Origin of the sequence: Brachybacterium muris, assembly GCF_016907455.1 — a bacterium.
GTDB classification, from domain to species: Bacteria; Actinomycetota; Actinomycetes; order Actinomycetales; family Dermabacteraceae; genus Brachybacterium; species Brachybacterium muris.
Window position 1 is genome coordinate 1,507,767 of the sequence record NZ_JAFBCB010000001.1, and the last position, 26,183, is coordinate 1,533,949.

A 26,183-nucleotide genomic window follows, 5' to 3' on the forward strand; every position below is an offset into this window, starting at 1 on the left:
GTGGCGAAGGCGACGTGGTTAGCATCGGGGCATGACTGCATCCTCGACCCCGCGCCGTATCGGATTGACCGGAGGCATCGGCTCGGGCAAGTCCACGGTGGCCGGGATCTGGCGCGAGGCCGGGCACCGGGTGATCGACCTGGACGCCTACTCGCGGGCCGTGCTCGACGAGCCGGGGCCGGGCGTGGAGGAGGCCGTGGCCCGCTTCGGGGAGCAGTACCGCACCGCCGGCGGCACCATCGATCGTGCGGCCCTGGCGCGGCTGGTGTTCGCCGATCCCGCAGCCCGCGCGGACCTGGAGGGGATCGTGCTGGGCCGGGTGGACCAGGCTGTGCGCGAGGAGGAGGAAGCGGCCCGTGCGGCGGGGGAGGCGGTGGTGGTCCATGACAACCCGCTGCTGCTGGAGAAGCACCGGGAGGGGGAGTACGACGCGGTGATCGGGGTGATCGCGCGGCACCGCGACCGTATCGACCGAGTGGTGCGCGACCGCGGACGTGATCGAGCGTACGTCGAGTCCGTGATGGCCGCACAGGTCACCGACCTGGAGCGGACACACCGCTGCGACCTGCTGATCCTCAACAACGCCGATCTGGGTGAGCTGCGGGAGCGGTCCCTGCGGGCGCTGCGTCGGGTCCTCGTGCCCAGGGCGTGATGCCCGGCCGTCAGGGGCGGGACGTAGCATCGACCCATGCGTCCTGTCACCGATCTGGTCCGCGCCGAGCACCCCTTCGAGGTGGTCTCGGAGTACTCACCCTCCGGCGATCAGCCGCAGGCGATCAAGGAGCTCACCGAGCGCATCAACAGCGGTGAGCAGGACGTGGTGCTGCTGGGTGCCACCGGCACCGGCAAGAGCGCCACCACCGCCTGGCTGATCGAGCAGGTGCAGCGCCCCACCCTGGTGATGGCGCACAACAAGACCCTCGCCGCGCAGCTGGCCAGCGAGTTCCGCGAACTGCTGCCCCACAACGCGGTGGAGTACTTCGTCTCCTACTACGACTACTACCAGCCCGAGGCGTACGTGCCGCAGTCGGACACGTACATCGAGAAGGACTCCTCGATCAACGCCGAGGTGGAGCGGCTGCGGCACAGCGCCACGAACTCCCTGCTCACCCGGCGGGACGTGGTGGTGGTGTCCTCGGTGTCATGCATCTACGGCCTGGGCACGCCCCAGGAGTACGTGGATCGCATGGTGCGCCTGGCCCGCGGGGACCAGATGGACCGCGACGACCTCCTGCGGCGCTTCGTGGACATGCAGTACGACCGCAACGACGTGGCCTTCGAGCGCGGCACCTTCCGGGTGCGCGGCGACACGGTGGAGATCATCCCCATGTACGAGGAGCTCGCACTGCGCATCGAGTTCTTCGGCGACGAGATCGACGCACTGTACACCCTGCACCCCATGACCGGGGAGGTGATCCGGGAGGAGGACCAGATCCACGTTTTCCCCGCCTCCCACTACGTGGCAGGTCCCGAACGGCTGGCCCGCGCGATCGACTCGATCGAGGTGGAGCTGGAGCAGCGCCTGGAGGAACTGGAAGGGCAGCAGAAGCTGCTGGAGGCGCAGCGGCTGCGGATGCGCACCAGCCACGACCTGGAGATGCTGAGGCAGACGGGCAGCACCAACGGTGTGGAGAACTACTCGCGGCACCTGGACGGCCGCGCACCCGGTACCGCGCCGAACACCCTGCTGGACTACTTCCCCGAGGACTTCCTGCTGGTGATCGACGAGTCCCACGTGACCGTCCCCCAGATCGGTGCGATGTTCGAGGGCGACCGCTCCCGCAAGCGCACCCTGGTGGACTTCGGGTTCCGCCTCCCCAGCGCGCTGGACAACCGCCCGCTCACCTTCGGGGAGTTCACCGAGCGCACCGGGCAGACGGTGTACCTCTCCGCCACCCCCGCCGCCTACGAGCTGGACCGGGCCAACGGGGTGGTCGAGCAGATCATCCGCCCCACGGGCCTGGTGGACCCCGAGGTGATCGTCAAGCCCGTCAAGGGACAGATCGACGACCTGCGCGAGGAGATCGAGAAGCGGGTCGCCGCCGACGAGCGCGTGCTGGTCACCACCCTCACCAAGCGCATGGCCGAGGACCTCACCGATTATCTGCTGGAGAACGGGGTACGGGTGCAGTACCTCCACTCCGACGTGGAGACCCTGCGCCGGGTGGAGCTGCTGCGGTCCCTGCGCAAGGGTGAGTACGACGTGCTGGTGGGCATCAACCTGCTGCGTGAGGGACTGGACCTGCCCGAGGTGTCACTGGTGTCGATCCTCGACGCCGACAAGGAGGGCTTCCTGCGCTCGCGCACCTCGCTGATCCAGACCATCGGCCGCGCGGCCCGCAACGTGTCCGGTCAGGTGCACATGTACGCCGACACCATCACCGACTCCATGCAGGCGGCGATCGACGAGACCAATCGCCGTCGTGAGAAGCAGATCGCGTACAACACCGAGCACGGCATCGACCCCACCCCGCTGCGCAAGCGCATCGCCGACGTCACCGACATGCTGGCCCGCGAGGACATCGACACCGACACCCTGATGTCCACCGACTACCGTTCGGGCAAGGAGCGGGTGGCCCGGGACAGGGCCCGCGCCAACGCGGTGGATGCCGTCAGCGGGCGCAGCGTGGACCTGGGCGACGACCCGGTGGGGGCGCTCACCGGGATGATCGACGAGATCACCGCACAGATGCACCAGGCGGCGGAGTCACTGCAGTTCGAGGTCGCTGCGAGGCTTCGTGACGAGGTGCAGGAGCTGAAGAAGGAGCTGCGGCGAGTTCAGCGCTCTTCGTGATCCTGGTGATCACGCGGAGCGCTACGGGGATGACGGCCACCGCGATGACCCCGGACAGCAGCTTGTCGGGCATCGATGTCGACAGGTTGGTGAGGAACACCGTCACCCACTCCGGTTCGATGCGGCCGTTGAAGATGTTCTGCAGCTGACCGGCCGTGTGTCCGCCGAAGCCGTGGAAGCGGAGCCACAGCATCGGGGTCGCCACCACCGAGCAGCACAGCCCGACCAACAGGTGCAGCCCGATCGGCGGGGTGAGTGCGCCTCGCTGACGGAGATGGCGCCAGACGTAGCCCCATACGAGGGCGAGGGCCGCGACGGCGATGCCGATGGTGTCGAAGTATAGCGGCAGGCCGGTCGCCCGGATGACCAGGATCCCCACCAGGTTGAGCACCACGCAGCCGGCCAGGAGCAGGAGCCTGGTCCCTTGCGCCGGTGCCGGGTCTGCGGGCGCCGGCGGCAGGGGATCCGCCGCAGGCACCGGGCCCGGCTCCGCATCCGGCGTCGGATCCCTGGTCGGCTCGTCGTCGACGTCATCGGTCGCTATCGGGCGGAGCCGGGACTCCTCGAGTGCATGCTGGATCCGTCCGCATCGATCCCGCCAGGACCGAGGGTCCGGAGCGTCCAGTGCTTCGGCGATGTCGGCGACCAGGGCACCGTCCATGCGGGAGCGGCCTGCACGGAACGTGTCGTAGACGGTGGTGCGTGCCGGGCGGGCCCGGCCCGGGTCCGTGCCCCGGGCCTCTCGCACCTGGCCCACGCGGACGGCGATCTCGGTGAAGGAGGGGGACCCGGCGGCATGGCGCAGGGCCCGGAGGTCCTCGGCGAGAGCGTCGTAGCTGTCTGTCCCTTCGACGGCGCTCATCCGATCCCCTTCCTGACGACCAGGAGCGGCCTCCTTCCAGGGATCTTACCGAGAGCTTCCAGGTGCTATGGGCCCCTTGGTCCCTGTGATGGCCCAGGGCGGGATCATCGACTCAGGGAGCAGCGGTCAGTCGATCCGTCCGTAGGAGCTGACGTGGTCGGAGAGCGGGTTGCTGCAGGTGGGCATGTGCACCTCGACGAGGTACGCGAGCTCGAGGACGTAATGGCGGGCGCAGAACGGGTGGGCCTCGGGCCGGTCCGTGCCCGGGTAGGTCACCTGGTGGGTGGGGGTCTCGGTGCACACGGAGCGCTCCCAGCTGCAGCCCCGTGGCCGATCTCCATCGAATCCGTCGAAGACGTCGATCCCGTCGTGGGTCAGTTCACTGCGCGTCGGCATGGCGCTCCCTCTCCTGCTGGATGTGGTGGTCGACGGCGGACTCGGCTCGCTCCATGGCAGCGGCCACGTTTGCGGGGTCCACCGGCCTGTCGTCGTCGAGGAACTCCCCCCAACGCCTGTCGAACCGGTCCTCGAGCTCGAGCCTCCGTGCACGCTGCTCGGAGGAGGCGACACGGATCGACACCTGGGAGCCGTCCCCGTCGACGTCCACGATCAGGTTGCTCACGGAGGCAGGGAACGGGAGCACGCACCGGGTCCCGGTGACGTGGATGAGCAGCCAGGGGGTCTCGCGTGCTCCCGACCCCGGGTTGTCGGTGAGATGCGGGAGCACGTCATCCGCATCCAGGACCAGATCTGCCCTGTGGCCCAGGATCGTGTGTCCGGAGGTGCGGACATGGATGTAGGGCGAGAGCCCGTGGGGGAAGCCAGGGATGCTGTAGAACTGGTCGACCGGCAGGTCGCTCGCCAGGGGAACCGGGCGGTACCCGGCGATCTGGTCGTCCTGGATCATGCAGAGCATCCGCCCGATGAGCTTGCCGTCGGTTCGCAGAGGCATGTCCGCCAGTGGATGGACCGTGACGGATACCTGGGTGTCGGCGAGGTTGGTGTCGAGCCATGCCTGCGCGTCGGCCACCCGGCGCAGTTCCGACCCGGAGCGCTCTCGCTGGTCGTACGCGGTGATGCCGTGCCCGGCGCGCTCCAGCATCGCCTGCACCGATGTGCGCTCCCAGCTGCGTTCGCGTCGAGGTGCGGACTCAGCCTGGAGTGCGCAGAAGTGGTCGAACCACTCCTGCGCGGTCGCCGCGGGCTCGTCGAGGGTCTTCCGGTAGGGATGGAGGAAGCTGTACGGCCGACCATCGAGCAGGCACGTCATCGCGTCCTTCTCACCCGTGAGACGGACGTCGAGCTCGGCGGCGGCCGTCAGCACCCGTGCTCGCCACCGGTCGTCGTGGTGCTCGAAGTCCTCGGCGCGCAGGGTGGACCCGTACACCGGCAGGGCATCGGGGTCCAGCAGCTCCCGGAAGGACGAGGCGGTGGAGCTGTCGCTGTGCGTCACCGTGGATCCTCCTGTTTCGATCGGGTTACCCGTGGCTCGATGAGAGAGTCCGCCTTCTGCGGTATGACCAGGGCGTGCTCCGAGTACCCGTCGGACCGGTGGCGTGGTGCAGCACCCCGGTCCCGTCACGGTGTCCGGCGCGGGCCGGGAACGTACGGAGTCGTCCGAGAAGGCCTGCGATTCTGGTCAGAGGCGGCCCCGGGGGCGGCTGCCTACTTCGCGGGGGACCGTTCGGTGATCTCCAGATCCAGGGGGAAGTCGACCGGTGACCCGGGGAACAGGAGCCGCCCGGCGGCGTCGGCCGCGTCCCGGACGGCCTGGGCCGCGGCTTCTGCCTGGGATGCGGGGGCGTGCACGATCACCTCGTCGTGCAGGAAGAAGGCGAGATGGGCGCGGCGGGAGAACGCCGGCCCCGAAGCGTGGGCGGCGTCCTCGACGGGCACCTCATCGAATCCGGCGAGGGCCAGCCTGAGCGCTGCCATCCAGCTGAGCGCCCATTCGGCCGCGGTTCCCTGCACCACGAAGTTGCGGGTGAAGCGCCCGCGATCCCTGGCCGAGCGCCGGGCCCGTTCCTGTTCGGCAGGGGTGGCCTCCGGCCGGTTGGAGTGCAGTTGAGCATCGGTCCAGGACTGCTCCGGGGGAGGGCTGGAGCGGCCCAGCAGCGTGGAGACGGTCCCGCCTCGTTCCCCGGTCTCGGCGGCCTGGTCCACCAGGCGCATGGCGTTGGGGAAGGTGCGTCGCAGGCGGGGCACGATCCGGCCGCTGTCGCCGGTGGTGCCGCCGTAGAGCGCGCCCAGCACACCAACCTTCGCCTCCTGCCGGGTGGTCACCACCCCAGCGGCGACGATCCCCGCGTACAGGTCGGTTCCGGCACCGGCCCGAGCCATCGCCCGATCACCGGCCATCGCGGCCAGCACCCGCGGTTCCAGCTGGGACACGTCGGCGCTGACCAGGCGCCACCCGGGATCAGCGCGCAGGGCGGGCCGCAGTTGACGTGGGATCTGCAGTGCGCCGCCACCGCTGGAGGCCCAGCGCCCGGTGACCACCCCGCCGGGGACATAGACCGGTCGGTACCGTCCCTCGCGGACCCACTCGTCCATCCATGCCCAGCCGTTCGCCGTGAGCAGGCGGGACATCTTCTTGTACCGCAGCAGCGGCTCGATCGCCGGATGCTCGTGAACGGCGAGCTCCCAGCGGGAGGTGGAGCGCACGTCGATCCCGGCGCGATGCAGTGCCCGCAGCAGCTTGGGTGGGGAATCGATGCTCAGCAAGGGGTCGCCCAAGGCCTCCCTGACCTGCGCGGCGACCTCGACCATCAGGGTGGGGGCGTGACCGGGTCGGGGGCGGGGGCCGAGGTCCGCCGTGAGGATGCGGTCGTGCTCGGCCACGTCCCAGGGGATCCCGGCGTTCTGCAGCTCCACGGCGATCAGTGCCCCGGCGCTCTCCGCCGCCACCAGCAGCCGCAGCCGCCCCGGATCGCGGGCGTCCTCGATCGCTCGGCGCTGGCGCTCGAACTCCTCGAGCACATCGTCGATCGCCATCGGGACGCCGCCGCGGGTCGAGGTACCGCCATCGAGATCGAACAGCGTCGCGCCGATGGGTTCGGTCCCCACAGGAGGCAGGACCGGGACGTCCCATCGTTCCGCAGCCCGGATCGGGCGCGGGTCAGTGACCAGCTGCGAGTGCCGCAGGACCGTATGGATCAGGCGCAGGTCGTGGCAGCGCTGCACCCGCACGCCGGAGGCGAGCAGTCCGGGGTACCAGGCGGGGGCGTCGGACCACACCCAGCGTGGGGGAGCGGCGCCCGCCTGCACGGCCCGGTGCTGCCTGCGAGTGATCTCGCTCGGCAGGTCCGCAGGTGCCAGGATGCGGGGGGAGCCCGGCGTGCCGTCATCGGCGATGTCGACGAGTGCCACCTGGCCGCCTGCCGTGCGGCCGATGGCGCACCAGGGCGGGACAGGTGCGTCGCGTTCACCGGGTCCGGTCAGACGCCCTGCATCCACGGCATCCCCCTCGTCCCTCGCTGCATCCGGTCCGTGACCGGACCGGGACCACACTACTGACAGGAGTCTCTCCCACCGCGCTGTGGATCCTCGAGCCGGAGCTGCACACCGCCCACTGAGACAGAGCTGATGCAGCGGCCCCCGATCACGGTCGGGCGCCGCTGTGCGCCCGCGTCAGCGGGGCAGGCCCGGACGGGAGCGGCCACCGGCCTTTCGACGGGTAGCCACCCCGACCACGACCCCCACCACCGCCAGCGCGGTCGCAGAGGCGAACATCGCCGCGTACGGAGCGGGGGAGGTCTCCCCGCGGTCCTGCAGCAGCACCTGGAACGCCACTCCCGTCAGGGCCAGCATCACCGACTGGGTGAGGGCCTCTGCCACCTGCAGTGCAGCAGAGTTGCGGCCCTGCCGGGCGGGATGGGAGCGGCGCATGGTGAGGATCGAGGTGGAGGTGAACGCCAGACCCATCCCCAGGCCCGTGAGGCACCAGGTGAGTCCTGCCAGCCAGGGGGAGTGACCGCCCAGCAGCAAAGCGGCGGTGGCGAGGGTGCCCACGGCCATCGCTGCGGCTCCCGCCGGGATCCGGGCGCGCTCCGGCAGCATCTCGCTGCCGGCCATCCAGGCCCCGACGAACCAGGTCACGGTGGAGACGGTGAGGATCAGGCCGGCGTGTGCCGGGCTCATGCCGTATCTGGCCACCAGCTGCAGGGGCAGGTACACCTCGGCCAGCACGAAGGATGCCGCCAGCACTCCGCGCGCCATCACCAGGCGTCCCACCCGGTCCGGGGAGAACAGCACCCGGCGCGGCAGCAGTCGCGGCACCGTGAGCGCTACCAGCACCAGTGCCACGAGCAGCAGGGGAACCGTGGCACCGGAGAGTGATCCCTCCGCCTGCTCACCGATCACCGAGAGCGCGGCCACGCCCAGGGCCGCCGCGCAGGCCGCGAGCAGCGGGGGACGGGTTGTGCTGGAGTCCGTCCCGGACGCGGACCCGGTCGGGGACCCCGTGGGGACGAGGTCGCCGTCGGCCGCTTCCTCGCCCGGCACGGAGGCGGCCCCGGTCGGGTCCTGCAGCAGCAGCCTGGCCGGCAGCACCAGGAACGGCACCGCGAGGAACACGATCCGCCAGCCCGCCACCTCGGTGACCCAGCCGGCCAGTGCCGGGCCAACGAGGCCGGGCACCACCCACGCCGCGGAGAGCACGGTGAACATGCGCGGCTGCAGCGACGGCGGGTACAGCCGGGCGATCAGCACGTACAGCGACACCGTCACGAAGCCCATGCCCAGGCCCTGCAGTGCTCGGCCCGCCACCAGCACCGCCATCGACGGCGCCAGGCCCACGACGAACAGGGCTGTGCAGAACACGACCAGGCCCACGGTCATCACCCGCATCGGGCCCTGCCGATCGTTCCACTGCCCGGCCACCACGATGCTCACCAGACTGGTGGCCAAGGGGGCCGCGAACACCAGCGGGTACAGGCTCACACCACCCAGCTCCTCCGCGGCGCGGGGCATCACGGTGGAGACCGCGAGCGCCTCGAAGGCCACCAGGAACGGCAGCGCCGCCAGAGCGATCGTCGAGCGGCGATGGGTGGGGGAGAACAGGGAGGGCGTGCTCACCATCCCCGTTCGCGCCACGTCGGCAGCTGCGGACGCTCCGCACCGAGGGTGGTGTCGTCGCCGTGCCCGGGGTACACCCAGGTCTCGTCCCCGAGGCGCTCGAAGATCCGGGCCTCGACGTCGGCCAGCAGCTGGTCGAAGCGCTCCCGGTCTCCCTGGGTGGCCCCCACCCCGCCGGGGAACAGGGAGTCTCCGGTGAACAGGTGGTCACCGTCTTCCCCGCCGCGCCACAGCAGCGCCACCGAGCCGGGGGTGTGGCCCCGCAGCGAGATCACCTCGAGGTCGTTGACGCCCACCCGCACGACGTCGCCGTGCTGCAGGGGGGTGGTGGTGGGGGTGCGGATGTCGGGCACGTCCGCGGCACCCGCGGCCGTGCGGGCACCGGTGGCGCCCACCATGGCGGCCAGTGCTCCCACGTGGTCGTGATGGCTGTGGGTGGTGACGATGGTGTCCAGCCGGCCGGTAGGGGAGCCCTCCCGCACCAGTTCCAGCAGGCGCGGGGCGTCCGCCGCGGCGTCGATCAGCAGCTGGGCTCCGGAGACCGAGCAGGTGAGCAGGTAGGCGTTGTTGTCCATCCCGCCCACCGACGCCTTGCGGATGGTCAGGGTGGAGCACACCCGCGTGTCGGAGGTGCCACCGGGCTCGACATGACCGTCGTACTCTCTGATGTCCATGTCAGAAGTATCTCCGGTCGGCGCCCTCTCGTGTGTCGGGCCCCGCTCGTAGGATGGGCCGGTGAGTGAAACGCTGGTCGTCCGTGGTGCCCGAGAGCACAACCTCAAGAACATCGACATCGAGATCCCCCGCAACAAGCTGGTGGTGTTCTCGGGTCTGTCCGGATCCGGGAAGAGCTCCCTGGCGTTCGACACCATCTTCGCCGAGGGGCAGCGGCGCTATGTCGAGTCCCTCTCCAGCTATGCCCGGCAGTTCCTGGGCCAGATGGACAAGCCCTCGGTCGATCTCATCGAGGGGCTGTCCCCGGCGGTCTCGATCGACCAGAAGTCCACCAACCGTAACCCCCGCTCGACCGTCGGCACCATCACCGAGGTGTACGACTACCTGCGCCTGCTGTTCTCCCGCACCGGCATCCAGCACTGCCCGGTGTGCGGTGAGGTGGTCCGCTCCAGCTCGGCCGAGCAGATCGTCGACACCCTCCTGGAGCAGGAGACCGGCACCCGCTTCCAGCTGCTGGCCCCGGTGATCCGCGGCCGCAAGGGCGAGCACGTGGAGCTGCTGAGCTCCCTGCGGTCCCAGGGCTATGCGCGTGCTCGCATCGACGGTGCCGTGCGACGGCTCGACGAGGAGATCACCCTCGATCGCAAGCTCAAGCACACCATCGAGGTGGTGGTGGACCGCCTGGCCGCCAAGCCCGATTCGCGCCGCCGCCTCACCGACTCGGTGGAGACCGCTCTGCGGCTGGCCGAGGGCCTGGTCGTCGTGGACTTCGTGGACCTGCCGGAGGACGATCCGGACCGTACCCGCCGCTTCTCCGAGAAGCTCTCCTGCCCCAACGACCACCCCCTGGCGGTCGACGACATCGAACCGCGGGCGTTCTCCTTCAACGCGCCCTACGGCGCCTGCCCCGAGTGCACGGGCCTGGGCGCCCGCCTCGAGGTGGACCCGGAACTGGTGATCCCGGACGAGGACCTCACCCTCGCCGAGGGCGCCATCGCCCCGTGGACCATGGGCTCCTCCGACCACCACCAGGAGATGATGGCGGGCCTGGCCGAGGAGCTGTCCTTCTCCATGGACACGCCGTGGCGGGCCCTGCCCGAGCGCGCCAGGGAGGCGCTGCTGCACGGCAAGGACCACAAGGTCCACGTGAAGTACCGCAACCGCTTCGGCCGGGAGCGCCGGTACTCCACCGGCTTCGAGGGCGTCATGCACTTCCTCTCCCGCCGCCACGACGACACCGAGTCGGACTGGGCCAAGGAGCGCTACGAGCAGTTCATGCGCGAGGTGCCCTGCCCCGCCTGCAAGGGCGCGCGCCTGCGCCCGGAGATCCTCGCGGTCACCGTGGGCGGCAAGTCCATCGCCGAGGTGTGCGAGCTGTCCATCCGCGACGCGCACGAGTTCGTCACCGGCCTCCAGCTGAGCGAACGCGATGCGACCGTGGCCGACGAGGTGCTGCGCGAGGTGCGCTCCCGCCTGGGCTTCCTGCTGGACGTGGGCCTGGAGTACCTGACCATGGCCCGCGCCGCCGGCACCCTGTCCGGCGGCGAGGCCCAGCGCATCCGCCTGGCCACCCAGATCGGCTCCGGCCTGGTGGGTGTGCTGTACGTGCTGGACGAGCCCTCCATCGGGCTGCACCAGCGCGACAACGAGCGCCTGATCGCCACCCTCACCCGCCTGCGGGACCTCGGCAACAGCCTGATCGTGGTCGAGCACGACGAGGACACCCTCGGCGCGGCCGACTGGGTGGTGGACATCGGCCCCCTGGCCGGCGAGCACGGCGGCAAGGTGGTCCACTCCGGCTCCGTCGAGGACCTCAAGAAGAACCCCGAGTCCCTCACCGGCCGGTACCTCTCCGGCGACCTCGAGATCCCCCTGCCGCTCACCCGGCGCCCGATCGACCCGGAGCGTGCCGTCACCGTCGTGGGCCCGAAGGCCAACAACCTGCGCGGCACCGACGTGTCCTTCCCGCTCGGGGTGCTCACCGCCGTCACCGGTGTGTCCGGCTCCGGCAAGTCCACCCTGGTCAACGACATCCTGTACTCGGTGATGGCCAAGGAGCTGAACCGGGCCCGCATCGTCCCCGGCCGCCACAAGCGCGTCATCGGGCTCGAGCACCTGGACAAGGTGGTCCACGTGGACCAGTCGCCCATCGGCCGCACCCCGCGCTCCAACCCCGCCACCTACACCGGGGTGTGGGACCGGGTGCGCACCCTGTTCGCGCAGACCACCGAGGCGAAGATGCGCGGCTACACCGCTGGGCGCTTCTCCTTCAACGTCAAGGGCGGCCGCTGCGAGGCATGCTCCGGTGACGGCACCCTGAAGATCGAGATGAACTTCCTGCCGGACGTGTACGTCCAGTGCGAGGTGTGCAAGGGCAAGCGGTACAACCGCGAGACCCTCGAGGTGCACTTCAAGGACAAGAACGTGGCCGAGGTGCTGGAGATGTCCATCGCCGATGCGCTGGAGTTCTTCGACGCCGTGCCCGCCATCCGCCGTCAGCTGCAGACCCTGGTGGACGTGGGCCTGGGCTACGTGCGCCTGGGCCAGTCGGCCACCACCCTGTCCGGCGGTGAGGCGCAGCGCGTCAAGCTCGCCTCCGAGCTGCACAAGCGCTCCAACGGCCGCACCGCCTATGTACTGGACGAGCCCACCACAGGCCTGCACTTCGAGGACGTGCGCAAGCTGCTGGAGGTCCTGGGCGGCCTGGTGGACAAGGGCAACACCGTGATCGTCATCGAGCACAACCTCGACGTGATCAAGAGCGCCGACCACATCATCGACCTGGGCCCCGAGGGCGGCGCCGGCGGTGGGCGGATCGTGGCCACCGGCACCCCGGAGGACGTCGCGAAGGTCAAGGGCTCCTACACCGGGCACTTCCTGGCGCCGATGCTCGGGGCAGGCCGCGCCGGCAAGGGCTGAGCATGGCCGATCCAGCCACCTACCGTCCCGCCACCGGCACCATCCCCACCTCCCCGGGGGTGTACCGGTTCCGGGACGACGACGGCCGCGTGATCTACGTGGGCAAGGCGAAGAACCTGCGTCAGCGCCTGACCAACTACTTCCAGGACCTCGCGGTGCTGCACGAGCGCACCCGCCGCATGGTCACCACCGCCTCCTCCGTGGAGTGGACGGTGGTGGGCACCGAGGTGGAGGCCCTGACCCTGGAGTACACCTGGATCAAGGAGTTCGACCCGCGGTTCAACGTCAAGTTCCGTGACGACAAGTCCTACCCCTACCTCGTGGTCACCATGGGGGAGGAGGTGCCGCGGGTGCACATCACCCGCCGCACCCCCCGCAAGGGCGACCGGGTCTTCGGCCCCTACACGCAGGTGTGGGCCATCCGGGAGACCCTGGACCTGATGCTGCGGGTGTTCTCCATCCGCTCCTGCAGCGCCGGGGTGTACCGCCGGGCCGAGCGCGCCGGTCGCCCCTGTCTGCTGGGCTTCATCGGCAAGTGCGCAGCCCCCTGCGTGGGGGAGATCTCCGTCCAGGAGCACCGCAAGCTCGCCGAGCAGTTCTGCGACTTCATGGCCGGGAACACCTCGACCTACACCCGCCGCATCGAGAAGCAGATGCGCGAGGCCGCCGCCGGGATGGACTACGAGGCCGCCGCCGCCCTGCGGGACGACCTGATCGCCCTGGACAAGGTGATGGAGAAGAACTCAGTGGTGCTCTCCGACGCCACCGACGCCGACCTGGTGGGCATGGTGCAGGACGAGCTCGAGGCCTCCGTGCAGGTGTTCCATGTGCGTGGTGGCCGGATCCGCGGTCAGCGCGGCTGGATCGCCGAGATCCTGGACGACTCCGGTCCAGCCGACCTCATGGAACGGGCCCTGACCACCCTGTACGCCGAAGGGACCGCTCCCAAGGAGGTGCTGGTCACCACGGAGCCCGCCAACCGCGATCAGGTGCAGGCACTGCTGGGTTCCCGCACCGACGTGCGGGTGCCTCGCCGCGGGGAGAAGAAGGACCTGCTGGGCACCGTCACCGCGAATGCCGACGAGGCGCTGCGCCTGCACCGCCTGCGCCGCACCGGGGACCTCACCGCTCGCACCAAGGCCCTGGAGGACCTGGGGCAGGCTCTGGACCTCGCCGAGCCGCCCCTGCGGATCGAGTGCTTCGACATCTCCCACTCCCAGGGCACCAACGTGGTGGGGTCGATGGTGGTGTTCGAGGACGGCCTGCCGCGCAAGAGCGAGTACCGGCGGTTCTCCGTCAGCGGTGACGCCGCCCGGGACGACACCGCCTCCATGCACGACGTCCTCACCCGGCGCCTCAAGCACCACCTGGACCCGCCGAAGCCCGAGAGCGAGGAGGAGAAGCGCCGCTTCGCCTACCCGCCCTCCCTGATCCTGGTGGACGGCGGGCCGCCGCAGGTCGCCGCCGCACAGCGGGTGATGGACGAGCTGGGCATCACCGACATCGCCCTGGCCGGTATCGCCAAGCGTCTGGAGGAGATCTGGCTGCCCGGTGACGACTACCCGGTGATCCTGCCGCGCACCAGCGAGGCGCTGTTCCTGGTGCAGCGCCTGCGCGACGAGGCGCACCGCTTCGCCATCTCCTACCACCGCTCCAAGCGCGGGCGGGCCATGCAGACCAGCGCGCTGGACGGCATCCCGGGCCTGGGGCCGGCCCGCCGCCGCGCCCTGCTGGACCGCTTCGTGACCGTCAAGGCCATCCGTGAGGCCGAGGTGGAGCAGCTGCAGGAGGTGGACGGCATCGGCCCCGCCCTCGCCGCCCAGATCAGCAGCGCGCTACGATCCGAGGGTGCGGAGGATGTCGCCGTCGACATGGCCACCGGTGAGATCATCGGTGGTTGACCTGGCTCGTACCCCCTCGAAGCCCACGCCCACCCGCAGCAGAAGGAGCAGCTCGTGAGCAAGGACCCGCACCCCGGTGACGACGCCTCCGTCGTCACCGATCAGCACCGCGGCGCCGGTGATGCCGCCCAGCGCAGGGGCGAGATCATCATCATCACGGGACTGGCCGGCGCCGGCCGGGAGACCGCCGCCCACGCGCTGGAGGACCTGGGCTGGTACGTGGTCTACAACATCGTCCCCCAGCTGATCCCCACCCTGTACGAGCTGCAGGCCACCGCCGAGGGGCGCGACAACCGCTTCGCCGTCGTGGTCGATCCTCGCTCCGGACCCTTCTTCGGGGAGCTCGCCGACGTCGTCGCCCAGCTGCGGGAGGCCGACCTGCGGCTGCGCCTGGTGTTCCTCACCGCCGACGAGGCGACCCTGGTGCGCCGCTTCGACTCGGTGCGCAGGCCCCACCCCCTGCAGGGCGAAGAGGGCGTGTTGGAAGGCATTCGCCGGGAGCGGGAGGTGCTGGCCCCCTACCGCCGCATGGCGGACGTGGTGATCGACACCTCGCCGCTGAACGTGCACGAGCTGACCATGAAGATGCGCTCGACCTTCGGCACCCAGGCCGAGCAGCGCCTCACCGTGACCATGCTGTCCTTCGGCTTCAAGTACGGGATCCCGCTGGAGGCGGACCATGTCAGCGACGTCCGCTTCATCCCCAACCCGTACTGGGTGCCGGAACTGCGCCCCAAGCGAGGCACCGACAAGGAGGTCTCCGACTTCGTCCTGGGCGACGCCAACGCCGCCGAGTTCGTGGACCGCTACCTGGAGATGATCATCCCCGTGCTGCGCGGCTACACCACCGAGAACAAGCACTCCACCACCCTCGCGATCGGGTGCACCGGCGGCAAGCACCGGTCCGTCGCGATCTCCGAGAAGATCGGTGAGGAGCTTCGCCGTGCCGGCCACGCGGTGCGGATCCGCCACCGGGATCTGGGGCGGGAATGAGCATCGCCCATCGCAAGGGCGGCGTGCGCCTGCGCAACGTCGACCGTGCCTCCAGCGCCCGCCGCGGCCGCCGCGACACCCCCGATGAGCCACTGCGGGTGGTCGCCCTGGGCGGCGGCCACGGCCTCGCCGCGAACCTGCGGGCGCTGCGCCTGCTGGCCGACGAGATCACCGCGGTGGTCACCGTCGCCGACAACGGCGGTTCCTCCGGTCGCATCCGCAACGAGATCCCCGTGCTCCCGCCCGGCGACCTGCGGATGGCGCTGGCGGCCCTGTGCGAGGACTCCGACTGGGGGTCCATCTGGGGCGACGTGATCCAGCACCGCTTCTCCACCGGCGGCCAGCTGGACGGTCACTCCCTGGGGAACCTGATGATCGTGGCCCTGTGGCAGATCCTCGAGGATCCCATCGAGGGCCTGGACCAGATGGCCGAGCTGCTCGGCGCCCGCGGCCGCGTGCTCCCGATGGCCCTGGACCCCCTGGACATCGAGGCCGACGTGCGCGGGGCCGACGGCACCGTGCGCACCGTCAGCGGGCAGTGGCAGGTCGCCACCGCCGAGGGCAAGGTCGAGGCGCTGCGCCTGTCCCCGCTGCGGCCCCGCGTGCCCGCGGCCACCCTGGAGGCCATCGAACGTGCCGACTGGATCATCGTCGGCCCGGGGTCCTGGTACACCTCCGTGCTGCCGCACCTGATGATCCCCGAGATCGCCGCCGCGATCCGCTCCAGCAGCGCCCGGCGCTGCATCACCATGAACCTCTCGGTGGGACAGCAGGAGGCCGAGGGCATGAGCAGTCAGAACCTCCTGGACACCGTGCTGGAGCACGCGGGCGGCACCCGCTTCGACGCCCTGATCGCCGACCCCACCGCACTCGAGGACGCCCTGGACCTCGCCCAGGCCGCACAGCAGCGCGGGCTGCGGGTGCTGCTGCGGCAGGTCAGTGTGGGCGACGGCTCCCCGAACCACGATCCGGTGCGCCTGGCAGCGGCGTACCGTGACCTGTTCGACGACGTGGTGGGGGACGTCGCCGGCGATACGTCCCCGCTGCCTGACCACGGCGAACCCGTTTCACAGGAGGATCATGATGGCGCTGACCGCTGACGCCAAGGAGGAGCTGAGCCACCTGGAGGTGAACCGGCCCTCCGCCCGCAAGGCCGAGGCGTCGGCGATGCTGCGCTTCGCCGGTGGCCTGCACCTGGTGGGCGGGCAGGTCGTGGTCGAGGCTGAGCTGGACTCCGCGGCGGTGGCCCGCAGGCTCCACGGCATCATCGCCGAGATGTACGGGCATCGTGCCGAGCTGGCTGTGCTGGCCCCCTCCGGTATCCGCCGCACCACCCGCTACATCGTGCGGGTCGAGCGTGAGGGCGGGATGCTCGCGCGCCAGACCGGCCTGCTGGACGCGCGCGGTCGCCCCGTGCGCGGCATGCCACCGGCCGTCGTCGGAGGAGCGGCGGTCGATGCGGAGGCCGCCTGGCGCGGCGCTTTCCTGGCCCGGGGGTCGCTGACCGAGCCCGGCCGGTCCGCGGCACTGGAACTGTCCTGCCCGGGACCCGAGGTGGCCCTGGCGATGGTGGGAGCCGCCCGCAGGCTCGGCGTCGCCGCGAAGGCCCGGGAGGCCCGGGGCGGCGACCGGGTGGTGCTGCGCGACGGCGATGCCATCGCGGCGCTGCTGACCCGCATGGGAGCCCACCGCACCGTGCTGACCTGGGAGGAGCACCGCACCCGTAGGGAGGTGCGCGCCACCGCCCACCGCCTGGCGAACTTCGATGACGCGAACCTGCGACGCTCGGCCCGCGCCGCGGTCGCCGCGGGGCAGCGGGTGCAGCGGGCCCTGGAGATCCTGGGCGACGAGGTGCCCGAGCACCTGTTGACGGCCGGTCGCCTGCGGTTGGAGCACCGGCAGGCCAGTCTCGAGGAGCTGGGGCGTCTGGCTGATCCGCCTCTGACCAAGGACGCGGTGGCCGGCAGGATCCGTCGCCTGCTGGCGATGGCGGACAAGCGCGCAGAGGATCTCGGGGTCCCCGGGACCGAAGAAGTGGTGGATGAGGACCAATTGCCGCCGTCGCCCGATCCCAGGGATTGATAGGATCGACTCGGTCGTCGGTACACGCCGGCACCGTACGAGCGTACGAGGGCGTGCGCGCCACCCGTCCATATTTCACAGAATCGCTGTGAACAAGGAGGAACCGTGACCATTAAGGTCGGAATCAACGGATTCGGTCGTATCGGGCGCAATTTCCTGCGCGCCGCCATCCAGCAGAACGCAGACATCGAGATCGTGGGTGTGAACGATCTCACCGACACCAAGACCCTCGCGCACCTGTTCAAGTACGACTCCACCACCGGGCGCTTCCCGGGCGAGGTCAGCCACGACGATGACTCCATCACCGTCAACGGCGACAAGTTCAAGGTGTTCTCCGAGAAGGACCCCGCCAACATCCCGTGGGGCGAGGTCGGCGCGGACGTCGTGATCGAGTCCACCGGCTTCTTCACCGACGCCACCAAGGCCAAGGCCCACATCGACGGCGGCGCCAAGAAGGTCATCATCTCCGCTCCGGCGAAGAACGAGGACGCCACCTTCGTGATGGGCGTGAACCACGAGGACTACGACCCGGCGAAGCACAACATCGTCTCCAACGCGTCCTGCACCACCAACTGCCTGGCCCCCATGGCCAAGGTGCTGAACGACGAGATCGGCATCGTCAAGGGCCTGATGACCACCGTGCACGCGTACACCGGTGACCAGCGCCTGCTCGACGCCCCCCACTCGGACCTGCGTCGCGCCCGCGCCGCCGCTCTGAACATCATCCCCACCAAGACCGGCGCCGCAGCTGCCGTGGCCCTGGTCCTGCCGGAGCTGAAGGGCAAGTTCGACGGCTACGCCCTGCGCGTGCCCGTCCCCACCGGCTCCGTCACCGACCTCACCTTCGAGGCCTCCAAGGAGACCTCCGTCGAGGAGGTCAACGCGGCGATCAAGAAGGCCGCCGAGGGTCCCCTCAAGGGCATCCTGGCCTACTCCGAGGAGCCGCTGGTCTCGAAGGACATCGAGGGTGACCCCCACTCCTCGATCTTCGACGGCCTGAGCACCAAGGTGATCGGCAACCAGGTCAAGGTCGTCTCCTGGTACGACAACGAGTGGGGCTACTCCTGCCGCACCGTGGACCTCGCCCTCCACATCGGCAAGTCCCTCTGAACCTGACGGTTCTCACCGAGCCCGCCCGGCGCCGCCCTGTGGGTGGAGCGTCGGGCGGGCTCCGCCGTCCGTACCCCTGATCGACCAGTTCTCTGCTCCATTCCTCTTTCCTGAAGGAGACGCAGTGCTCAAGACCATCGACGCCCTCGGCGATCTGCGCGGCAAGCGTGTGATCGTCCGGGCCGACCTCAACGTGCCGCTGGACGGCACCACCATCGCCGACGACGGTCGCATCCGCGCCGCCGTCCCCACCCTGAAGCGCCTGCTGGACGCCGGCGCCAAGGTCGTAGTGATCTCCCACCTGGGCCGCCCCAAGGGCGCGCCCGAGGAGAAGTACTCCCTCAAGCCCGTCGTCTCCCGCCTCGGTGAACTTCTGGGCACGGAGGTCGCCTTCGCGACCGACACCGTGGGCGACTCCGCCCGCGAGACCGTGCGCTCCCTGGACGAGGGCGGCATCGCCCTGCTGGAGAACCTCCGCTTCAACCCGGGGGAGACCGCCAAGGACGAGGGCGAGCGACGCGTGTTCGCCCAGGCGCTGGCCGACATGGGCGACGCGTACGTCTCCGACGGCTTCGGCGTGGTGCACCGCAAGCAGGCCTCCGTGTACGAGCTGGCGCAGCTGCTGCCCTCGGCCGCCGGCGAGCTGGTGCTCAAGGAGGTCGAGTCCCTGCGCAAGGTGACCGACGACCCGGCCCGCCCCTTCGTGGTGGTGCTCGGCGGCGCCAAGGTCGCCGACAAGCTCGCCGTGATCGACAACCTCCTCGGCAAGGCCGACCGGATCCTGATCGGCGGCGGCATGGCCTACACCTTCCTGAAGGCCAAGGGCTACGAGGTGGGCCAGTCGCTCCTGGACGAGGAGAAGGTCGACACCGTGCGCGAGTACATGGAGCGCGCCGAGAAGGAGGGCGTGGAGCTGATCCTGCCCGTGGACAACGTCGTGGCCGGGGAGTTCTCCGCCGACGCCGAGTCCACCGTGGTCGGTGCCGATGGCATCCCCGCGGACCAGGAGGGCATGGACATCGGTCCGAAGACCGCTGAGCTGTTCGCCTCGAAGATCAAGGACGCGGCCACCGTGTTCTGGAACGGCCCGATGGGCGTCTTCGAGTTCGAGAAGTTCGCCGGCGGCACCAAGGCCGTGGCACAGGCTCTGGCCGACGCCGAGGGCTACACCGTGGTCGGTGGCGGCGACTCCGCCTCCGCCATCCGCAATCTCGGATTCGACGAATCCCTGTTCTCGCACATCTCCACCGGCGGCGGTGCGAGCCTCGAGCTGATCGAGGGCAAGGAGCTGCCGGGCATCGCGATCCTCGAGGAGGGCACCAAGTGACCACCCGCACCCCGCTCATGGCGGGCAACTGGAAGATGAACCTGGACTGGAAGCAGAGCCTGTCCCTGGTCGAGGAGCTGGGCGAGGCCCTGCGCGAGGTCGACACCACGGTGGTCGAGGCCGCCGTGCTGCCGCCCTTCGTGAACATCCGCACCGTCCAGACCGCTGTCGAGGCCGGCGACCTGCCGATCTCCTACGGCGCCCAGGACATCTCGGCCCACGAGTCCGGCGCGTACACCGGGGAGATCTCCGGCAGCATGCTGACCGCTCTGGGCTGCACCTACGTGGTCGTGGGCCACTCCGAGCGCCGCGAGTACCATTGTGAGGGCGAGGTCGAGACCAACGCCAAGGTGAAGGCTGCTCTGTCCGTGGGCCTGTCCCCGATCTTGTGCGTGGGCGAGCCGCTCGAGGAGCGCAAGGCCGGCAAGCAGGTCGAGTACTCCCTCGCGCAGCTCGAGGGCGGCATCGAGGGCCTCTCTGCCGAGGACGTCGCGAAGGTCGTCGTGGCCTATGAGCCGGTGTGGGCCATCGGCACCGGCGAGGTCGCCACCCCGGACGATGCCCAGGAGGTGTGCGCTGCGATCCGTGATCTGGTGCGCACCAAGCACGGCGACGCGACCGCTGACGCCCTGCGCGTCCTGTACGGCGGCAGCGTGAAGTCCTCCAACGTCGCCGAGCTGATGACGAAGGAGGACGTCGACGGCGCCCTCGTGGGCGGCGCCTCCCTGAAGGCTGAGGAGTTCGCGAAGATCGTCGGCTACCAGGACAGCAACGCCTGATCGACGTACTGCTCGCATCACACGGGCCGGGCCTCTTCGGAGGCCCGGCCCGTGGCGTATGCTGGATCGGTCCATCCGCTTCCCGAAAGCAACTCAGAAGAAGGTTTTGCCCCCGTGGATCTGCCTCTGATCAAGCTCGTCCTGCAGGTTCTGCTGGCCCTGACCAGCCTGCTGCTGATCCTGCTGGTGCTGTTGCACAAGGGACGCGGCGGCGGCCTGTCGGACATGTTCGGTGGCGGCGTGTCCTCCACCGCGAGCGCCTCGGGCGTCGCCGAGCGCAACCTGAACCGCCTCACCGTGGGCATGGCCGTGGCCTGGGGGGCCTTCTGCATCGGCCTGGGGATCATCGAGCGCGTGCTCTGATCCCGGCGCGGGCCTGACCCGCACATCGAGAAGGACGATTCCGTTCCCGGATCTTGCGATCGTGGAACGGAATCGTCCTTTCTGTGTCCGACGGGCCCCGGGCGGTCAGAGGTCCTTCGCCGCGGCCTTGTCGAGGTACCAGGTGGTGCTCTCCAGTGAGTATTCGTAGTCGTGGGAGCCACCGAATCTTGCTCTTGGGGACCGCCGATCGTGCCGACGGGGGCCAGTAGCCGCCGCGGTGGGGACCACTGGCTCCCGCCGGCATCGGGTCACTGGGGCAGTGCGGTGTGTTCTCGCATGTTCCTGTCGCCGGTGTCGATCCAGATTGTGTTGTGCACGATGCGGTCCATGATCGCATCGGCGTGGACTGCTCCACCGAGCCGGGCGTGCCAGTCCTTCTTCGGGTACTGGGTGCAGAACACGGTCGAGCCGGTGTCATAGCGGCGCTCGAGCAGTTCCAGCAGCATCGAACGCATTCCCTCGTCAGGATGGTCCAGCAGCCACTCGTCGATCACCAGCAGCGAGAACGTGGAGTACTTCCGCAGGAACTTCGTCTGGCCCTGCGGCTTGTCCTTTGCCAGGGCCCAGGCCTCTTCGAGGTCGGGCATTCGGATGTAGTGGGCTCGGAGCCGGTGCTGGCAGGCCTGCTTCGCCAGCGCGCAGCCGAGGTAGGACTTCCCTGAGCCGGTGAAGCCCTGGAAGACCACGTTCTGTTGCCGCTGGATGAAGGAGCAGGTTGCCAGTTGCGCGATCACGTTCCGGTTCAGTCCCCGTTCCTCGACCAGATCCAGCCGCCGCAGGTCCGCTCCGGGATAACGCAGCCCCGCCCGGTGAATATTCGCCTCGCTGGGGTCCGCTGATCGAGGGTTCGGGTGCCACGTCGCTGCCGTAGCGGTGGCGTCGTTCGGGACCACCAGTGGTGTCGTTGGGGCCGCTCTGTCTACGCTCCTTCCGCCGTGTGTATAGGGCACGCGGCGGAAGGAGCAATCTGGAATGGTACGGAAGATCAGGGCGAAGCTGGTGCTCCAGCTGCGCGCAGAAGGTCTGTCGGGGCGAGCGATTTCGTCCTCGCAGGGCATGTCCCGCAAGTCCGTGAGGGCGGTGTTCGAGGCCGCTGACGCTGCAGGGATCGGGTGGGGCGATATCGCGGACGTCGCCGATGAGCAGGTGTATGCCCGGTTGTTCCCGGGCCGGGGCGAGCACGAGAGCGTGTTCGCACAGCCGGACTGGGAACAGGTCCATCGAGAGATGGCCAGGGTCGGCGTGACGCTGAAGCTGTTGCACGGCGAGTACTTCGACGCGACCACGGCGGCTGGGGATCCGGCGATGGGGTATGACCGGTTTTGCCGCACCTACCAGCACCACGTCATGGTCACCGGTGCCGCTTCGAGAGTCGGTCACAAGGCCGGCCAGAGCGTGGAGGTCGACTGGTCCGGCCCCACGATGGAGCTGGCCGATCCGGTCACCGGCGAGGTCTCGAAGGTGTTCTTGTTCGTTGCCTGCCTGCCTTTTTCTCGTTACGCGTTCTGCTTCCCGGCGCTGGATATGCGCCAGGAGTCCTGGCTGCGAGCGCACGTAGCGATGTTCGAGGCGCTGGGCGGGACGGTCCCGAGGATCGTTCCGGACAACCTCAAGACCGGTGTGGTGAAGCACCCCCGCGAGGGCGAGATCGTCCTGAACGATGCGTATCGCGAGATGGCAGCGCATTACTCGGCGGCGGTGCTCCCGGGGAGGGTGCGGAAACCGAAAGACAAGGCGAGCGTGGAGAACACCGTCGCGCACGTCGCGACCTGGGTCATCGCCGGGCTGCGGGATCAGCGATTCACGTCCCTGCCCGAACTTGCAGCCGCCATCGGGCAGCGGATGGAGGCCTATAACGCGGAGCCGTTCCAGAAGCGGCCCGGATCCCGCGCCAGCGTGTTCGACGCGGAGGAGCGGCCGCTGCTGACGCCGCTGCCGGCGGTGCCCTACGAGATCTCGACATGGCACTACGGACGACGAGTGGGCAGGAACGGGCACGTCACGTTCGCGCGGAACTTCTACTCCGCGCCGTTCGCGCACATCGGCGCGAAGGTCGATCTGCGCATCACGGCCCGGACGCTGGAGATCTATCAGGGCAGCCAGCGACTGACCAGTCACCTGCTGCTCCCGGAGACCGCGAGCAATGAGTACCGCACCAACGACGCGGACCTACCTGCGGGCGAGCGTTTCCAGGCCTGGGACGCGCAGAGGGTGCGGGCGTGGGCAGATCGGGTCGGGCCGGCCACGGTGATCGTGATCCAGCGGATCTTCGAGTCCGTGCCGATCGTGGAACAGGGCCTGGATCCCGCGTTGGCGGTGCTACGGCTCTCTCGCCGCTTCTCCGTAGATCGGGTCGAGGCGGCCTGCGCACTCGCGCTGACGGGACGGGTCCGTTCACCGCGCTATGCGCATCTGCACCCGATCTTGGCCACCGGGCAGGACAAGGTCGCCGCCCTGCGTCCACCCCGCGAGGAACCCGCGGAAGACGGCGGATACGTCCGTGGCGCCGACTACTACGCCGGAGGTGTCCGGTGAGCGTGATCGATAACGACACGAAGCGGAAGCTGCGCGAGATGGGCGCGACCGCGCTGCTGGACGCGATCGATGCCCAGGATGAGGCTCACGTGCTGGGGATGTCGTTCCAGGAACGGCTCCAGCTGATCGTGGACGAGGCGCATTCCATCTTCAATCATGGAAAGGTCGAGGGTCTGATCCGCCGGGCGGGGCTGCGTTATCCCGGAGCGGACCTGCGGCGGCTGGATCTGGTCGAGGAACGGGGACTGAACCGGAACGTGATCGCGCAACTGGCAACCTGCTCCTTCATCCAGCGGCAACAGAACGTGGTCTTCCAGGGCTTCACCGGCTCAGGGAAGTCCTACCTCGGCTGCGCGCTGGCGAAGCAGGCCTGCCAGCACCGGCTCCGAGCCCACTACATCCGAATGCCCGACCTCGAAGAGGCCTGGGCCCTGGCAAAGGACAAGCCGCAGGGCCAGACGAAGTTCCTGCGGAAGTACTCCACGTTCTCGCTGCTGGTGATCGACGAGTGGCTGCTGGACCATCCTGACGAGGGAATGCGTTCGATGCTGCTGGAACTGCTCGAGCGCCGCTATGACACCGGCTCGACCGTGTTCTGCACCCAGTACCCGAAGAAGGACTGGCACGCCCGGCTCGGTGGAGCAGTCCACGCCGATGCGATCATGGACCGCATCGTGCACAACACAATCTGGATCGACACCGGCGACAGGAACATGCGAGAACACACCGCACTGCCCCAGTGACCCGATGCCGGCGGGAGCCAGTGGTCCCCACCGCGGCGGCTACTGGCCCCCGTCGGCACGATCGGCGGTCCCCAAGAGCAAGATTCGGTGGCTCCCACGACTACGAATACTCAGCCCGGCGGATCAGACCCTCGACCTTTCCATGATTGAAGATGGAATGCGCCTCGTCCACGATCAGCTGGAGCCGTTCCTGGAACGACATCCCCAGCACGTGAGCCTCATCCTGGGCATCGATCGCGTCCAGCAGCGCGGTCGCGCCCATCTCGCGCAGCTTCCGCTTCGTGTCGTTATCGATCACGCTCACCGGACACCTCCGGCGTAGTAGTCGGCGCCACGGACGTATCCGCCGTCTTCCGCGGGTTCCTCGCGGGGTGGACGCAGGGCGGCGACCTTGTCCTGCCCGGTGGCCAAGATCGGGTGCAGATGCGCATAGCGCGGTGAACGGACCCGTCCCGTCAGCGCGAGTGCGCAGGCCGCCTCGACCCGATCTACGGAGAAGCGGCGAGAGAGCCGTAGCACCGCCAACGCGGGATCCAGGCCCTGTTCCACGATCGGCACGGACTCGAAGATCCGCTGGATCACGATCACCGTGGCCGGCCCGACCCGATCTGCCCACGCCCGCACCCTCTGCGCGTCCCAGGCCTGGAAACGCTCGCCCGCAGGTAGGTCCGCGTCGTTGGTGCGGTACTCATTGCTCGCGGTCTCCGGGAGCAGCAGGTGACTGGTCAGTCGCTGGCTGCCCTGATAGATCTCCAGCGTCCGGGCCGTGATGCGCAGATCGACCTTCGCGCCGATGTGCGCGAACGGCGCGGAGTAGAAGTTCCGCGCGAACGTGACGTGCCCGTTCCTGCCCACTCGTCGTCCGTAGTGCCATGTCGAGATCTCGTAGGGCACCGCCGGCAGCGGCGTCAGCAGCGGCCGCTCCTCCGCGTCGAACACGCTGGCGCGGGATCCGGGCCGCTTCTGGAACGGCTCCGCGTTATAGGCCTCCATCCGCTGCCCGATGGCGGCTGCAAGTTCGGGCAGGGACGTGAATCGCTGATCCCGCAGCCCGGCGATGACCCAGGTCGCGACGTGCGCGACGGTGTTCTCCACGCTCGCCTTGTCTTTCGGTTTCCGCACCCTCCCCGGGAGCACCGCCGCCGAGTAATGCGCTGCCATCTCGCGATACGCATCGTTCAGGACGATCTCGCCCTCGCGGGGGTGCTTCACCACACCGGTCTTGAGGTTGTCCGGAACGATCCTCGGGACCGTCCCGCCCAGCGCCTCGAACATCGCTACGTGCGCTCGCAGCCAGGACTCCTGGCGCATATCCAGCGCCGGGAAGCAGAACGCGTAACGAGAAAAAGGCAGGCAGGCAACGAACAAGAACACCTTCGAGACCTCGCCGGTGACCGGATCGGCCAGCTCCATCGTGGGGCCGGACCAGTCGACCTCCACGCTCTGGCCGGCCTTGTGACCGACTCTCGAAGCGGCACCGGTGACCATGACGTGGTGCTGGTAGGTGCGGCAAAACCGGTCATACCCCATCGCCGGATCCCCAGCCGCCGTGGTCGCGTCGAAGTACTCGCCGTGCAACAGCTTCAGCGTCACGCCGACCCTGGCCATCTCTCGATGGACCTGTTCCCAGTCCGGCTGTGCGAACACGCTCTCGTGCTCGCCCCGGCCCGGGAACAACCGGGCATACACCTGCTCATCGGCGACGTCCGCGATATCGCCCCACCCGATCCCTGCAGCGTCAGCGGCCTCGAACACCGCCCTCACGGACTTGCGGGACATGCCCTGCGAGGACGAAATCGCTCGCCCCGACAGACCTTCTGCGCGCAGCTGGAGCACCAGCTTCGCCCTGATCTTCCGTACCATTCCAGATTGCTCCTTCCGCCGCGTGCCCTATACACACGGCGGAAGGAGCGTAGACAGAGCGGCCCCAACGACACCACTGGTGGTCCCGAACGACGCCACCGCTACGGCAGCGACGTGGCACCCGAACCCTCGATCAGCGG

The 26,183-nt window shown here is 69.3% G+C and carries 21 protein-coding genes and 2 pseudogenes; 13 read left to right on the plus strand and 10 right to left on the minus strand.

Features of this window, described 5'->3' with window-relative positions:
• The first annotated feature begins 31 nt into the window (after positions 1-31).
• Positions 32-652 (plus strand): dephospho-CoA kinase, encoded by a 621-nt coding sequence (coaE, locus tag JOD52_RS06950; protein ID WP_204409171.1) that lies wholly within the window; start codon positions 32-34, stop codon positions 650-652.
• A 36-nt stretch (positions 653-688) separates the two neighbouring features.
• Positions 689-2,794, plus strand: coding sequence for an excinuclease ABC subunit UvrB (uvrB, locus tag JOD52_RS06955; RefSeq protein ID WP_017822644.1), 2,106 nt, complete (start codon positions 689-691; stop codon positions 2,792-2,794).
• On the opposite strand, the gene JOD52_RS06960 is transcribed toward uvrB, so the two are convergent.
• The 6 genes from JOD52_RS06960 to JOD52_RS06985 form a co-directional block, all read right to left on the minus strand.
• Positions 2,679-3,656: a hypothetical protein gene (locus tag JOD52_RS06960; protein WP_204409172.1), complete on the minus strand. Its 978-nt coding sequence runs from the start codon at positions 3,654-3,656 to the stop codon at positions 2,679-2,681. The genes uvrB and JOD52_RS06960 overlap by 116 nt on opposite strands.
• Before the next feature lie 126 nt (positions 3,657-3,782).
• Entirely contained in the window at positions 3,783-3,959 is a 177-nt protein-coding gene (locus JOD52_RS06965) for a hypothetical protein (RefSeq protein ID WP_204409173.1), read from the minus strand.
• A 76-nt stretch (positions 3,960-4,035) separates the two neighbouring features.
• On the minus strand, positions 4,036-5,109 hold the full coding sequence (locus tag JOD52_RS06970) for a hypothetical protein (RefSeq protein ID WP_204409174.1): 1,074 nt from the start codon (positions 5,107-5,109) through the stop codon (positions 4,036-4,038).
• Between the two features lie 212 nt (positions 5,110-5,321).
• Positions 5,322-7,097 carry a bifunctional 3'-5' exonuclease/DNA polymerase gene (locus JOD52_RS06975; RefSeq protein WP_239552174.1) on the minus strand — a complete coding sequence of 592 codons (1,776 nt, stop codon included), beginning with the start codon at positions 7,095-7,097 and terminating at the stop codon, positions 5,322-5,324.
• 189 nt (positions 7,098-7,286) lie between these two features.
• A complete protein-coding gene (locus JOD52_RS06980) occupies positions 7,287-8,732 on the minus strand; it encodes an MFS transporter (RefSeq protein WP_204409175.1) in 1,446 nt (481 codons plus the stop codon).
• Positions 8,729-9,406, minus strand: coding sequence for an MBL fold metallo-hydrolase (locus JOD52_RS06985; RefSeq protein WP_017822640.1), 678 nt, complete (start codon positions 9,404-9,406; stop codon positions 8,729-8,731). Before JOD52_RS06985 ends, JOD52_RS06980 begins: the two co-directional genes overlap by 4 nt.
• 61 nt (positions 9,407-9,467) lie before the next feature.
• Here JOD52_RS06985 and uvrA point away from each other — a divergent pair, with 61 nt between their 5' ends.
• The 9 genes from uvrA (at position 9,468) to secG (ending at position 20,881) form a co-directional block, all read left to right on the plus strand.
• Positions 9,468-12,326 carry an excinuclease ABC subunit UvrA gene (gene uvrA / locus JOD52_RS06990; protein WP_204409176.1) on the plus strand — a complete coding sequence of 953 codons (2,859 nt, stop codon included), beginning with the start codon at positions 9,468-9,470 and terminating at the stop codon, positions 12,324-12,326.
• Between the two features lie 2 nt (positions 12,327-12,328).
• Positions 12,329-14,227, plus strand: coding sequence for an excinuclease ABC subunit UvrC (uvrC, locus tag JOD52_RS06995; RefSeq protein WP_204409177.1), 1,899 nt, complete (start codon positions 12,329-12,331; stop codon positions 14,225-14,227).
• A 144-nt stretch (positions 14,228-14,371) separates the two neighbouring features.
• Complete coding sequence (gene rapZ / locus JOD52_RS07000; protein WP_042342757.1) at positions 14,372-15,220, plus strand: RNase adapter RapZ; 849 nt, start codon at positions 14,372-14,374, stop codon at positions 15,218-15,220.
• Positions 15,217-16,320: a gluconeogenesis factor YvcK family protein gene (locus tag JOD52_RS07005; protein ID WP_204409178.1), complete on the plus strand. Its 1,104-nt coding sequence runs from the start codon at positions 15,217-15,219 to the stop codon at positions 16,318-16,320. The genes rapZ and JOD52_RS07005 overlap by 4 nt, the downstream gene beginning before the upstream one ends.
• The gene (gene whiA / locus JOD52_RS07010) at positions 16,304-17,302 is read left to right on the plus strand and encodes a DNA-binding protein WhiA (RefSeq protein ID WP_017822635.1); all 999 of its coding nucleotides are present in this window, start codon (positions 16,304-16,306) and stop codon (positions 17,300-17,302) included. The genes JOD52_RS07005 and whiA overlap by 17 nt, the downstream gene beginning before the upstream one ends.
• A 105-nt stretch (positions 17,303-17,407) precedes the next feature.
• On the plus strand, positions 17,408-18,412 hold the full coding sequence (gene gap / locus JOD52_RS07015; protein ID WP_017822634.1) for a type I glyceraldehyde-3-phosphate dehydrogenase: 1,005 nt from the start codon (positions 17,408-17,410) through the stop codon (positions 18,410-18,412).
• A gap of 124 nt (positions 18,413-18,536) precedes the next feature.
• On the plus strand, positions 18,537-19,739 hold the full coding sequence (locus JOD52_RS07020; protein ID WP_204409179.1) for a phosphoglycerate kinase: 1,203 nt from the start codon (positions 18,537-18,539) through the stop codon (positions 19,737-19,739).
• A complete protein-coding gene (gene tpiA / locus JOD52_RS07025) occupies positions 19,736-20,518 on the plus strand; it encodes a triose-phosphate isomerase (RefSeq protein ID WP_204409180.1) in 783 nt (260 codons plus the stop codon). Before JOD52_RS07020 ends, tpiA begins: the two co-directional genes overlap by 4 nt.
• A gap of 114 nt (positions 20,519-20,632) precedes the next feature.
• Positions 20,633-20,881, plus strand: a complete 249-nt coding sequence (secG, locus tag JOD52_RS07030) for a preprotein translocase subunit SecG (RefSeq protein ID WP_376983498.1) — start codon at positions 20,633-20,635, stop codon at positions 20,879-20,881.
• A gap of 105 nt (positions 20,882-20,986) precedes the next feature.
• Here secG and JOD52_RS07035 read toward each other — a convergent pair whose 3' ends face one another.
• Together JOD52_RS07035 and JOD52_RS07040 are read right to left on the minus strand one after the other, a co-directional pair.
• Positions 20,987-21,130 (minus strand): hypothetical protein, encoded by a 144-nt coding sequence (locus tag JOD52_RS07035; protein WP_204409181.1) that lies wholly within the window; start codon positions 21,128-21,130, stop codon positions 20,987-20,989.
• Positions 21,131-21,150: 20 nt separating this feature from the next.
• Positions 21,151-21,726: pseudogene (locus JOD52_RS07040) on the minus strand (ATP-binding protein); the annotation flags it as partial.
• Positions 21,727-21,874: 148 nt separating this feature from the next.
• On the opposite strand from JOD52_RS07040, the gene istA (JOD52_RS07045) reads away from it, so the two are divergent.
• Positions 21,875-23,437 carry an IS21 family transposase gene (gene istA, locus JOD52_RS07045; protein WP_204408388.1) on the plus strand — a complete coding sequence of 521 codons (1,563 nt, stop codon included), beginning with the start codon at positions 21,875-21,877 and terminating at the stop codon, positions 23,435-23,437.
• The gene (locus tag JOD52_RS07050; protein WP_338124028.1) at positions 23,434-24,180 is read left to right on the plus strand and encodes an ATP-binding protein; all 747 of its coding nucleotides are present in this window, start codon (positions 23,434-23,436) and stop codon (positions 24,178-24,180) included. The genes istA (JOD52_RS07045) and JOD52_RS07050 overlap by 4 nt, the downstream gene beginning before the upstream one ends.
• 112 nt (positions 24,181-24,292) lie before the next feature.
• Here the strand turns inward: JOD52_RS07050 and JOD52_RS07055 are convergent.
• Together JOD52_RS07055 and istA (JOD52_RS07060) are read right to left on the minus strand one after the other, a co-directional pair.
• Positions 24,293-24,484 (minus strand): annotated as a pseudogene (locus JOD52_RS07055) (ATP-binding protein); the annotation flags it as partial.
• Complete coding sequence (istA, locus tag JOD52_RS07060) at positions 24,481-26,043, minus strand: IS21 family transposase (protein ID WP_204408388.1); 1,563 nt, start codon at positions 26,041-26,043, stop codon at positions 24,481-24,483. The pseudogene JOD52_RS07055 and the gene istA (JOD52_RS07060), both read right to left, overlap by 4 nt.
• Positions 26,044-26,183: the final 140 nt, after the last annotated feature.